This window comes from Roseofilum sp. Guam (genome assembly GCF_017746735.1).
In the GTDB taxonomy this organism is placed as follows: Bacteria; Cyanobacteriota; Cyanobacteriia; order Cyanobacteriales; family Desertifilaceae; genus Roseofilum; species Roseofilum reptotaenium.
Genome location: NZ_JAGHZN010000030.1, coordinates 1 through 12,555, shown reverse-complemented (window position 1 = coordinate 12,555; position 12,555 = coordinate 1). Strand labels below are relative to the sequence as shown.

Annotated in this window: 11 protein-coding genes and 1 pseudogene; 9 read left to right on the top strand and 3 right to left on the bottom strand. The window is 44.2% G+C overall.

Annotation, left to right across the window (positions count from 1 at the left end; genetic code table 11):
* The first annotated feature begins 30 nt into the window (after positions 1 to 30).
* From coaD to J7529_RS13175, 5 genes are all read left to right on the top strand, one after another.
* Positions 31 to 531, top strand: a complete 501-nt coding sequence (gene coaD, locus J7529_RS13195) for a pantetheine-phosphate adenylyltransferase (protein ID WP_318729335.1) — start codon at positions 31 to 33, stop codon at positions 529 to 531.
* Positions 504 to 1,148, top strand: a complete 645-nt coding sequence (locus J7529_RS13190; protein WP_271938118.1) for a DivIVA domain-containing protein — start codon at positions 504 to 506, stop codon at positions 1,146 to 1,148. Before coaD ends, J7529_RS13190 begins: the two co-directional genes overlap by 28 nt.
* A gap of 32 nt (positions 1,149 to 1,180) precedes the next feature.
* Positions 1,181 to 2,545 carry a DUF2157 domain-containing protein gene (locus J7529_RS13185; protein WP_318729334.1) on the top strand — a complete coding sequence of 455 codons (1,365 nt, stop codon included), beginning with the start codon at positions 1,181 to 1,183 and terminating at the stop codon, positions 2,543 to 2,545.
* A gap of 89 nt (positions 2,546 to 2,634) precedes the next feature.
* Positions 2,635 to 3,654: a hypothetical protein gene (locus tag J7529_RS13180; RefSeq protein ID WP_318729333.1), complete on the top strand. Its 1,020-nt coding sequence runs from the start codon at positions 2,635 to 2,637 to the stop codon at positions 3,652 to 3,654.
* Between the two features lie 84 nt (positions 3,655 to 3,738).
* Entirely contained in the window at positions 3,739 to 4,377 is a 639-nt protein-coding gene (locus tag J7529_RS13175) for a GDYXXLXY domain-containing protein (RefSeq protein WP_318729332.1), read from the top strand.
* 3 nt (positions 4,378 to 4,380) lie between these two features.
* On the opposite strand, the gene J7529_RS13170 is transcribed toward J7529_RS13175, so the two are convergent.
* From J7529_RS13170 to ruvC, 3 genes are read right to left on the bottom strand one after another with little or no spacing between them, the layout of a single operon-like run.
* Positions 4,381 to 6,303, bottom strand: coding sequence for a mechanosensitive ion channel family protein (locus tag J7529_RS13170; RefSeq protein WP_318729331.1), 1,923 nt, complete (start codon positions 6,301 to 6,303; stop codon positions 4,381 to 4,383).
* 4 nt (positions 6,304 to 6,307) lie between these two features.
* Entirely contained in the window at positions 6,308 to 7,036 is a 729-nt protein-coding gene (locus tag J7529_RS13165; protein ID WP_318729330.1) for a C40 family peptidase, read from the bottom strand.
* Between the two features lie 19 nt (positions 7,037 to 7,055).
* Entirely contained in the window at positions 7,056 to 7,550 is a 495-nt protein-coding gene (gene ruvC / locus J7529_RS13160; protein WP_413038883.1) for a crossover junction endodeoxyribonuclease RuvC, read from the bottom strand.
* 48 nt (positions 7,551 to 7,598) lie between these two features.
* Here ruvC and J7529_RS13155 point away from each other — a divergent pair, with 48 nt between their 5' ends.
* The 4 genes and pseudogenes from J7529_RS13155 to J7529_RS13140 form a co-directional block, all read left to right on the top strand.
* Positions 7,599 to 8,813, top strand: a complete 1,215-nt coding sequence (locus tag J7529_RS13155) for an inorganic phosphate transporter (protein ID WP_318729328.1) — start codon at positions 7,599 to 7,601, stop codon at positions 8,811 to 8,813.
* Between the two features lie 209 nt (positions 8,814 to 9,022).
* Complete coding sequence (locus tag J7529_RS13150; RefSeq protein ID WP_318729327.1) at positions 9,023 to 10,318, top strand: DMT family transporter; 1,296 nt, start codon at positions 9,023 to 9,025, stop codon at positions 10,316 to 10,318.
* Between the two features lie 129 nt (positions 10,319 to 10,447).
* Complete coding sequence (locus tag J7529_RS13145) at positions 10,448 to 11,839, top strand: hypothetical protein (RefSeq protein ID WP_318729326.1); 1,392 nt, start codon at positions 10,448 to 10,450, stop codon at positions 11,837 to 11,839.
* A gap of 193 nt (positions 11,840 to 12,032) precedes the next feature.
* Positions 12,033 to 12,413 (top strand): annotated as a pseudogene (locus tag J7529_RS13140) (ISAs1 family transposase); the annotation flags it as partial.
* Positions 12,414 to 12,555 lie beyond the last annotated feature (142 nt).

The window sequence follows — 12,555 nt, the reverse complement described above, 5'->3', positions numbered from 1 at the left end:
CCTCATGTACTTCATCTAATGGGCCAATTTATGGGTTCACCCCTAACTGCCATTTACCCAGGAAGCTTTGACCCAATCACCCTAGGACATCTCGATATCATTGAACGGGGTTGTAATCTATTCCACGAGGTGATTGTGGTTGTCATGGTTAACCCCAACAAAAATCCCCTCTTTTCAGTCACCAAGCGGATTAGTCAGATCCAAAAAGCCACCGAACATTTAACCAATATCAAAGTTGACAGTTTTGATGGTCTGACCGTAAACTATGCTAAAACGCAGCAGGCCCAAGTGTTGCTGAGGGGTCTGAGAGTGGTATCAGACTTTGAAAAAGAACTCCAAATGGCCCACACCAATAAAACCCTCCTAGAGGAAATCGAAACGGTGTTTCTGGCAACGTCTACAGAATATGGCTTTCTGAGTAGTAGTCTGGTTAAAGAAATCGCTAAATTTGGTGCTTCCATCAATCACCTAGTTCCCCATCACGTTGCCCTCGATATCTATCAATGCTACAACAAGACCCCTCCCCCATAAACTCAGAACGTGAACCCCACGAACCACCCCAGGCCGAATCCTCTGCCAATGGAACCAGTGGACTCAATACTAAACCAGAAGTTGATATTCAAGAGGAATTAGAGCGCCTCAAGGAAATGATTTTGATGAGTACTCGCATTCCTTGGACGCGCTATACATTTGTGGATGAAGACCAGTTATTAGATCAAATTGAGTTAATTCAGTTTCATTTACCCAAAGTCTTTGAGCAATCTGTGACCTTGGTGAGTAATCGGGATGAAATTATGCTCAAAGCGAAACGGTATTCTCAGGATCTCATTAGTGCCGCAGAACAACAGGCCAGTGAGATTCTAGACGAAATGAGCTTAGTCCAGCAAGCGGAACAGGAAGCTCAAGCCATTTGGCAACAAACGCTACAGGAGTGCCAAAAGACGAAGGAAAATTTAGTTTTGGAATTACAGGAGTTAGAAAAACAGTCCACGCAAGATTTAGAACTCCAGCGTCAGAAACTTCTGGAAGAGTGTGAGATGATTCAAAAAGGAGCTGATGATTACGCAGATCAGGTATTGCAGGATCTGGAAAGTCGTCTAGGAGAGATGTTGCGGGTGGTTCGTAACGGTCGCGAGCAACTCCAGTGAATTCACTTAACTGAGAAGATCTAAGTAATTTTATGGCCGAGAAATTTCGTCGCCAATTGCGCCAAGAGGCTGAAATTTGGAAATCTGAAGGGTTAATTTCTGATGAAATTTATACTCAATTATCCGATCGCTATCAGTTCGATCGCCTGGAAGTGGCCGCCAGTAACCGATTTATTGCCGTATTGGTGGGATTAGGGGCAGTATTATTGGGATTGGGAGCGATCACATTTGTGGCAGCCAATTGGCAAGGATGGCCGCGATCGCTCAAAATAGGCATATTACTATCAAGTTTAATCCTAACTTATAGTATTGGATTTTACTTATGGCGATTTGCCTCCGATCGATGGCAACATCGATTTGGCCAAGGGTTATTGCTCTTGGGTACTCTTCTCCTAGGTGCGAACTTGGGATTAATGTCCCAAATGTTTCACTTAGATGGCCCCATTTATCAGCTCTATCTGATTTGGGGATTGGGGGTAACCGGTTTAGCCATTAGCTTGCGAATGCCTCTCTTAGGCTTTGTTTCTCTTGTGTTACTGGCTCTTGCCTATGGATCGAGTCTAGATGATTGGTTTTCTATTGGGAGATTACCAGGGATTGCCGGAATTTTGCAACATGCACCCTTCATTACGGGAGTAGTTGGAATTATTTTAGCTCGTTGGTGGAATTCACGGGTCATTTTCACCTTAATGATGATCGCGTTTATCCCTACCGTATGGATACAGCTTGCGGCGATCGGCGTGTGGACTGTTCCCGCCGTAGTTAAACTAACATTAGGGTTAACATTACCCCCCGCATTTTTGTGGAGTTACAACGATCGCACGATCGCCTTTGGCAACTTCGATCACCAACTGTTTCAGCCCCTTGCTCGTAGATTAGCTCTATTGCTGATTGCTCTACAGTTATACCTCTTGTCCTTCCATGGATGGTGGAATGGCTGGGGCGGCTGGGGTAATATTGACGATACCCTAGGCGGATGGGAATTAAGTCTCGATATTTTTGCCTTAGTGGGGTTAACGGTATGGCAGTGGTTTCAACTGGCTAAATCTCGGCGATCGCCGGATCGCTGGCGTTTCGATAGTTCTAGCTTTCTAGTCATCAATCTTTTAACCATAACTAGCGCTCTGTTCCTCTGGCACAGTCTAATCTATCCATTACCCATTTTCGCCCCCTTAATCATCAATATCGAGATCTTTCTCTTAGCAGTTAACTTGATTCGTGTCGGATTAAAACAAGGAACTCGCTTAAGATTTTGGAGTGGATTAATATTATTAACCGGTCAAATTATTAGCCGCATGTTAGAATATGAGACAGGATTATTATTGAAATCTATTGTCTTCATTCTCTGCGGCTTAGGTGTAATGGCAGCCGGATTCTGGTTTGAAAAAAAAAATTAAGAATAGTCGATCTTACCGGAGTCGGGTGGGCAGGAAAAGAAATATTCTCTATGCCCTATTCACTACTCTCTATTTCCTAACTTCTAAAAATGATCAAAACTCAAACATTGGCTTGGAAATGCTCTGCTCGCCTGGCAACCCTACTCTTGACGACCAGCTTAGGTCTTCTAGGCTGCACCTCTGTTTCCTCTGAGGTGACTGAAAACTCGACTCGCTCTTCTTCAGTTCCTGAAATCGAGTCCTCGAATGGGGGAAAAGCCAACCCTACAGACTTGGCTCCCTCACGAACCTCTGCTACTCACGCACTAGGCCCAGCAAGTATCCCCGCATTAAATGAGCAATGGAAGGCTGAAACGGGTCTGCGCTATGGAGAAGTACGGAGGCGATTAATGGCACAGGGATGGATTCCCCATACTATAGAAACGACCGGCCCCGTGCGCCACTACAATCCTGGGGGGTTGTTAAAAACAATGTATGACTTAGGGTATGAGGAAGTTGTTGATTGTGCGGGTACAGGTTTGGCCCCCTGCCGGTTTGAGTTTGTCTATGAAGATCGGGCTTTAGATAATGGTCCAGTGTTGGCTGTCATTGCCACAGTAGCGAGTGGTCCGAATCCCGATCCCTATTTTGCTGGTATGAATCCCGATGCTTATGGTGTTAATACAGAGTATCAAAATCGCTCTTTAGATGGTGCTTTGTTTGCAGAAATTCAACAGGATAAACGATTCTGTGGTGCGATAGGCACTTGCCCAGACTTATTTTCACCCTCTGAGTTGTATCAAGCTTACTCTGAGTTGTATCAAACTCAATCACAATATGCATTTCAAGATGTGGTGATTCTGGCTCGTGCTTATTTAGAGGGGGGGAATCGAGCCGTTATGTTTCCCCGTAGACCCGTTTCCCGGGCACAAGCTCTAGAGTATGCTAGGATTCTCGATACTGAAAATACCATTGATTTAAGCGATCGCAATCGGAAACTCTACAACTATGACGGGCCAATTGAAAGTTATGCTGCCCCAGGAGAAGGCCCTCGTAATTTAATTACACTCGTCTTAACATCAGATGGACAAGTCTCTGAAATCAGTTTTGCTAAACCTGGATCGCTTTAAGAGCAGCTCAGGATGTTGGAGTGGATGAGCAAATTTGAAACATCACTTAAGAACATTTAAGAACATTGCATAATCGATCGGTTTATGTCTAATTCTATTCCCCCGTCTGTCCTTTCTCAACCTCTACCAACTTCCCTAAAACGCTCTCAGATTCCGTGGTGGCGCTTAATTGTGCCCTTGGCTATTCAGGTAGGCTTAGTCGTAGCCATTCCGGGTCAAGCATTCTATACTAGAATCACAGGCCAAACCGTGATTTTACAAACCCAACCGGTTGACCCCTACGATTGGTTACGGGGCTATTCCCAAACCTTAAGTTATGATATTTCTCGCTGGGAAACCTTGCAGAATCTTCCCGGATGGGATGAATTATCGAGTACGCCAAACCAGTTCAGTCGAGAGTTTTATCTAATTTTGGAACAACCGCAAGAGCAGCAACAGGGAGAACTCCCACAACCTTGGAGTGCGATCGCTGTTAGTCCTCGTTTACCACAAAACTTACCCTCTAATCAAATTGCCTTACGGGGACGAGTAAATCAAGGACAATTGGTTTATGGATTAGAAACCTATTATATGCCAGAAGATCAACGGCAGAAAATTAATGAGGAAATCAACTTAGCGCAACAACAAGAAAGTCAACCCTTTGTTGTAGAAATTAAAGTTGACGAGCGAGGGCGATCAGTTCTGATTCAACTCTGTATTAATGACCAATGCTATCAGTTTTAAAAATCAGGAATCATCCGGATCAATTGAAATAGGCAGGTGCAGTTTCTCATCCGATCGATAAGTGTACCAAATTTGCTGAGGAATTCCTAGAGAAATACCCGCTTCATCCAAAGCCTTCTTAATCCGTAAACGAAACGTCCGAGAAACCGCCCATTGTTCCCCCGGTACAGTTTTAATCAGAAACCGAATAATGCTTCCTTCATGGGAAATATCATCCACTCCTAAAATATTGACAGGCTCTAAAATTTTATCTTTCCATTCTTCATCTTTTTGAAGTTCATTCGATACCTGCTTAATGGTTTCCATAGCTTTTTTTAAATCTGCCCCTAAAGCAATTTTGATCGTTAAATTACTTCTTGACCAATCTTTAGTACTGTTAATCACAGTGGAAACTTGACCATTGGGGATAATAATCAGTTGACCATCTAAATTTCTGAGATGGGTAACGTAAAGATTAATAATTTCGACTGTACCTGAAAAGTTGTTAATCTCAACAAAATCCCCCCTAGCATAGCGATCGGTCCAGAGAATTAGAATCCCATTAAGCATATCTTCCAATAAATTTCGCGAAATAAATGCTAGGACAACGGTTAACACCCCCATGCTAGCTAAAATTTTAATACTGACCCCTAACAGATTAATCGTGATATAAATTCCCAAGGCAAGAAATAAAGCATGTTTCCCCCCTTTTATAGCTGGGGAATAAGTGGTTACACGTAATGTATAACGATTCGATAAAGTATCAACTTCTTGCATTTCTTTAGCCCATTCATTTAATGCATGATCGATGATAAAGTCGAATATTTTATCAATTAGAGTAATAAGCATCCAAATCGCGGGCAGTAAAACTGCTTGAACACTAAAGGTAATGGTTAAAAATCGAGTCGTTCTAAATAATCCGAAAATCACAGCCAGACAAAAAAACAAAGCTGAGGGCTGTAAAATCAACAATATCCTTCTCAATAATTCAATCGAATTATTGATTTGATGAATGAAAAAGATTTGAGAAAAAATATCTTCATTATTATCTTTTACTGAATCTAATCTTGCGATCAACTTCCAGTCAGAGAGTTCTAGAAACTTATCTATATTTTTGGAGTCTATACTTTCTCCAGAATTTTCCTGGGAGTCACTCTCGAGTAATTTAACTAGGGTTTGGGTCTTTTTTTTGAACTCTCTTCTCCAGACCGTTACCTTCTCTCTTGCCACATGAAGAATCATGAAAATAATAAGGGTCAATAGAAGAGTTAGGATGCTCATTTTTAATCGAATCCAAAGATATCGAGCATCAAATTCTCTGCCCCATAAAATTTCACTAAAAGCCAGTTCTAAATTAGTCTGCCAGGTTTTAGCTAATTCTTCAATAGAGGTAAAATTGGCTCTGGAATCTATTTCAGTAACTGTGACGATGGTACCGGAGATTAGAAGTCCTAATTCAGGCTGAGGAGGTGCATAGATAACCGTTTGATTTTTTATCTTTCCAATAGCTAATCGTAGAGTCAGGGGATGTTGGGGTTTATCGTGATTCCAGAAAGACCAAAAATTCCAGCTTTTAGGCTCAGAGTTGTGGGGAAATTGGTGATTGTTTAGAGTTTTGTTGATTCCTGTATTCAGTAAAGATTGAACTAATTTTGCTCTTTGTTCAACTTCTATAATGGCCTGCTCTGGATTTTCTGATTGAAAATTTGAGGGAACCGCAAGCTTTAATTCTGGTTCTAAGATTCTATGGCTATAAAGATGTACTTCACTGCACCAATCTTGCCCACAGGGTTGCGCTTTGTTGAGATCCCACCAAGGTGTATTATAGGGTGGGCTAGAAATAGGCGGTTGTCCTATGAAAGAAAATTGAGCGATCGCCAAAGGTTGAACCGCTATAACCCAGTACGCAACACAGACTGCTATACCAATAAAATGAACGATTTTCATGAATTCATGGATCGGTGATAGGACATTCAAATTGAGCGTTGGGATTGCCGGTACTGATATAGCCTGTAGTGACTCGACCCACACCGCAGTAAAGTTGATGGTAATATCGACTGAAGGAATCTCCTTCAGGGGATAAAGTGTCTATACCAATGCCATTGCGACCGTTATCTTTTCCAGAGCTATGAATATATTTCTGATCGCCTAAATATAAAGCGACATGGGTAACTCGTTGTTTAGAAGAGAAAAATAGTAGATCTCCAGGTTCGGCTTCTTCAATAGCAATGGATTGGGTAAAATTATGTTGTTGATAGGCATCTCTGGGTATCCAGATCCCGACCGAGGCGAAAGCAGTTTGCATTAATCCAGAACAATCATAATTAGGGGGAACTGTTCCTCCCCACAGATAGTGATTGGGTTGATCCATGGCGTATTGGGTGTAGGCAATGATGCGATCGATCCTTTTTTCTATTTCAGCACGGGAGACAGGACGTGGTTGATAGGGTGCTAAGGCAAAGTCGATTTTGTCTAAGTCGTTTAAGGATAACCAGCAGGGATAATCGTCTTCAGATAAGAGGATGGGAACGGCATTATTTTGGGGAGATCCAATGAGGTGAAATTGCCGATCGCCAGCCGCCTGGGTTGCTAACTCTTCCGTTGCACAGGAATTATATAAATCTACATTGCCACAAAATTGATAAGCTTGGGTCGTGGTCAGTTTTTCAAGAGCGATCATAAGGGTTACTTGTTAAGGGTTAATCAAATTGGCAAAACCAGGCCGTTAAAGCGATCGCCAACGCATCAGCCGCATCATCTGGTTTGGGCATCTCTTCTAGAGCTAACTCTAGCATCACCGATTCTTGGACTTCCTCCTTATCAGCCTTGCCATATCCGGTCAGAGTTTGCTTGACTTGGGCAGGCGTATATTCAACCATAGGGATCTGGTGTTGAGCTAAAACCAGGAGCAGCACCCCTCGCGCTTGAGCCACCAGAATCGTATTACCCATACGATAGAAAAACAATTTTTCGATCGCCGCTAGATCCGGTTTCCACTGGGTGACAATCGCTTGCAGGTCATCATAAAGGGTACAGAGGCGATCTCCCACAGCTTGGGAACTCGGAGTGGTAATTACTCCAAAATCCAAGGGATTCAAGCGCTCCTCTTGGGTATCCTCGCATTGCTCGCAGTCCAGAATACCAAACCCCAAACGGGCTAATCCTGGATCTAACCCTAAAATCCGTTTTTGAATCATAATTGTGACTCTCTCTCCCATCAAGCTTAAATTAGGTATTACTGGATGGATTTACTCTTACCTGTTCTACTGGCCTTCTACGTCGCCTGCAATTTGGGCGCGAATGATGTGGCCAATTCCATGGGAACATCTGTCGGATCGAAGGCCATTACCCTCACCCAAGCGGTCTTGATTGCAGGCATCTTAGAATTTACCGGAGCGGTTTGGTTTGGCTCTCGAGTCTCCGAAACCTTAGCCACCGACTTGATTCATCTAGAAGAATTTGCCCCCGATCTGCAACTTCTTTTTCTGGGGATGGTTTCTGTACTGCTCACCTGCGGACTGTGGTTACAAATCGCTACGAGCTTTGGATTACCTGTGGCTTCTTCCCATGCCATTGTCGGAGCGATCGCCGGGTTTAGCGGGGTGGCGATCGGCCCAGAAGCCATGGATTGGTCTACCCTGGGGCGCATTTCCCTCGTTTGGGTCATTACCCCAGTGGTCAGTGGTAGCCTGGCCATGGTCTTTTATCATCGCCTCAAAGCCTGGATTTTAGACCATCCTCAATCCCAGCTCAGGCTGCAAGAATGGATTCCCTGGATCTGTACGGGTTTATTCAGTATCTTTGGGGCAATTGTCTTGCCCACCCTATTTGCCAATTGTTCCATTCCCCATCTTCCCAATCATACTGCCATGATTGGTACAGCCGCCTTGGGCACTCTCGGTCTGACAGCCCTCAGTTGGCATCAGTTTAGCTCAGAAAAACCCCTAGAAGGACTCTTTGCCCAATTTCAAGTCATTAGCGCCTGTTTTGTCGCCTTTGCCCATGGCTCCAACGATGTGGGCAATGCGATCGCCCCCTTAGCCGTGATTAGCCAAATTAGACAGGGGAATATGCTGATAGCGGGAAACTTTCAAGTCCCCCTTTGGAGTTTAATCGTTGGAGCGATCGGCATTGTTTTCGGATTAGCCATTTGGGGTAAAAACGTAATTTCTACCGTCGGCGAAAACATTACCCCCCTCAAACCCAGTGGTGGGTTTTGCGCCGAAGTGGCTACGGCTACCACCATTTTACTCGCCTCCCGGTTTGGGTTTCCCGTCTCCACCTCCCATGCTCTCGTGGGTGCTGTCGTTGGCATTGGTATAATACAGCGATCGCCTTCTTCCCCCCTCAAATTCAAGACCCTCAAAGAAATTGGCCTAGTTTGGGCAATCACCCTTCCCCTGACTGCTAGTATAAGTGCTACTATCTTGGCAATAGTTCGCCTGTTTTGGGCATAAACACGGCACAGATCAACTCGCTCTGTGGGTTAAAAGCTCCTGGGTGCAGTGACGGCTATCCTCCTTGCTGGTTCTTCATTAAGATTGTTAAATTCCTAGCAAAAATCCTCCGTTCTCTCCCTTGGATCGCTATGCTTAAAGCAACAAAGGCCTTATTACTTCTGGAAAGGGCTTTCGCCCCCTACCCGTCGTCTTTCAAGTGAACATCAATGGACAATACGGACTTAGACAACTCTAAGGCAAGAAGCGCCGAAGAGACTTTAAGGAAAGTTAATCAAGACCTGGAACGGCTACAAGAGGAGCTGGCCCATCAATTGAATCAAGATGGCCAGCCCCTCGGTGACAAAGGGGCTAGACTTCTGGAGGAAATCAGAACTCTAGAGGGTTTGGCCCATCGCTTGCGATCGCAAATTGAAAAACCACAACTCACAGTAGAGCCGATACCCCCTTCTGCTACTCGGGAAAAACCGGTTAATCAGCCCCCAACCCCACCTCCAACACCCAAGCCGAAGCCCAAAGAAGGTCAAGTGGTGACGGGTTTACTCTTAGCCTTCTTATCCGCTTGCGTCCTTTCTTTATTCAACGTCACCCTGAAAATCTTATTAAAACTCTCCCCTGAACCCCGACTGGTATTAGATATGTTTCCTGTCGATGGGTTGATTACTCCGGGGTTAGGCAATTCTTTGCTGATTCTGTTTTTGCGGATGATCGTGGTGATGTTGGTCTTTCCGATCTTGGCTACATTTCTCTATCCTTCCGTTTGGTCAGACCTGAAGCGCTTCATCGAGTCCAATGATTATGACCACATGCTCAAGGTGGTTGGCAGTGGATTCTTCCTGTTTTTGTCCCAAGTCTGTATTTATATCGCCATTGGTAATATTCCCACAGGGATTGCGATTACGATTTTCTTTATCTATCCGATTGTAACCGTGTTTGCTTCTTGGGCCCTATTTGGCGATCGCCCCAACCTGGCTCGAATTATTGCCATGGCCGTTATCCTCGCTGGGGGCATCATGGCCCTGCCTCAAGGTGGTGTCGAAGGAAATACCCAACTCGGTATCTCGGCGGCGATCGGCGCTGGAATCACCTTTGCGGGTTACGTGCTACTAGTGGGCATGGGAACCAAGAAATTACACCCAATTCCGTTTTCTCTAGTGTCGTTTGCCGCTATTTTTGTCTTTTCCGGGATTTCCCTGATGTTTCCCTTACCCCCTGAGTTGGGTGTAGTCATTGAACCAAATACTCAAACGGGTCTGTTGATTGGGGGAAGCATTTTGGGACTTCTCACCCTCGGAAGTTACTTGCTCAATAACTTTGCTATTCGCTTTGCTGGCCCTGCTTTAGCCTCTATTGTGGGAGCGAGTGGTCCGGCTCTGACGGCTCTGTTTGGCTTATTCTTGATTGCTGAAGCCCTAAAAATGCAGCAATGGGTAGGTTTAGGCTTGGTAACTCTAGGAGTGTTGGGCATGAGCTTAGAACGCATGTTAGCCTCCAAAAAAGCCTAAAATAGAAAAATCCAGGAGAATATACGGATGGGAGAAGCGGTGAATTTTGGCTAGCTCACTCCCACCTCTCCTATCTTATGTGCATAATGATAATTATTAATTGGATCGACGAAAGGTGCAGAGGTCTCCATGAGTCTTGAAAATGACCAAAAACAATGTTTAGAAAAGCTGGTTTGGGCGATCGATCAGTTAGAGGTAAAGGTTGAGCCAAGTACGCTTTCCGATATTGCTGACCTGATTGTGCAAACCATGACGGGGCCTTGGCGGTATTTCCATACGCCAGAGCATATTTTTGAAGTTGGTGGGAAAGACGATGCGATCGAAGTCCTGGCGGCTTTATTTCACGATGTGGTCTATGTACAAGTTGATAAAAGTGTAAATTTTAACTTAAGTTACTATATTAGTCCCTTTATTAGTCAAGTTGGAGAGGATCTGCTGATCCTAGACCGGGATAAATTGCCCAAAGATGGCATGTTTGAAATGGTCTTGGATTTGTTTAACTTCCAGGCTGGACAAAAACTTTCCCCCATGACAGGACAAAATGAATTCCTCAGCGCCTTAGTTGCCGCTAAGGTGTATGAAGATTTCTTGAGTCCGGGTCTAATTCTGCAAATTATCGCTTGTATTGAAGCCACGATTCCCTTTCGCTCTAAAACACCAGAAGGATTAAGTAGTAGCGAAGTATTATACAAAAGACTAAGGGCAGTTAACGAAAAATATCAAACTGAACTCACGGAAGAAACTATGCTCGAAACCGTGTACAGTTCGGTACGAATGTCAAATCGTGATGTCGGTAGCTTTGCTTATGAAAGTGCGGCTCGCTTCCTAGATGGAACCTGGAATTTATTACCAGAAACCAACCATCACCTGAAAAATTCCAATTCCTATACGGTGAGCCAATATCGCACAGCATTGCAGAAAATGGAAGGCTTCATGAATTTCTTGAAACCGGAAATTATTTTCCATGAGTTTCGGAATGTACCTGAATCAACAGAGTATCAGCTTTTGATTGAGCGATCGCAACGGAACATGGATGTTGGTCGTCTCTATTTAGGCACCAAGCTGCTCTCCATTGCCTTCCTGGAAGCCCTCTCCTTGCAATTTGGTAAAAACATCCCCATCTCCACCATGATGGGCGAAATGCGTACCGAAGGCAGTGTTGGAGTCGTCTTAGAGGAATTACTTCCCCCAGTCACCAATCCCCATCAACCCGGAAATGGACTAGAAAAAGAGGTTCTTACCCTCCTGGAAAAAGGACGTTTAAAAGATTCATCCTATGACCTGAAAAATTCCCCCTTGAGTACCTTTATGGTCAAATCCATGGGATTCGATCAGATTCGAGAACTCACCCTTCAGGCTAAAGCCTTTTTCAAAGGAGAACTCAAAGCCTCTGACTTTTTAGCACTGTTCCCTTCAGATGTTCTGCAAATTGTAATTGAAAAACTTTTGGAGTTGTTTGAAGCACGGAAAAGTGCCCTGAGAGCCGCACTTCCAGAAACAGAAGTTTTACCCGTGGGCTAAAAGGCAGAAGGTCAGCAATGGAGAGCGGTCACTAAGTGCAGTCGAAGTAACCGCTCTCCCTCATTTTTAAATTGTTCTAGGTGATACCCTTTCCCTATGAAGCGCTTCATGGGAAAGGGTATTAGCTTGACAGTTACAGCGCTTTGCGCTGTTATGAGGGAGCGCAGCTTGATGGGGAAATGGTTACGATCACGATAAAGAAATTAAAGCCTTAAACCTAGTCACCGCTTGGGCCAGTCAACAGCAACTAATTTTAGGACAAATTCCCGTTGACGACAAATCGAATGAAATCACGGCAATCCCTGCCCTGCTGAAGTTATTAGATATTACCGGAGCGATTATCACCATTGATGCTATGGGGACTCAGACCAAAATTGTCCGAAGTATTCAAGAGAAAAAAGCCGATTATGTTCTGTCCTTAAAAAGAAATCATCCTACTCTTTACGCTGAAGTTGAACAGAAGTTTAATCCCCTCAAAAATAACGGAGTTCAATCAGGAAATTTGACCATGACCAACGAGTGGAAGCGGGACATCACCACCGAGAAAAAAGAAAAGTTTGGGCGATTCCAATAACTGAATTTGCCTCTCTTTGTGTTGATTGCTTACTTAATCTTACAGTTACAGCGCTTCGCGCTGTATAAACTCCCATCCGGCGATCGATGCTATCTCTTCCTCTGTCAAGGCTGATAAAATTTTAGACAATTTATTTCTTAAA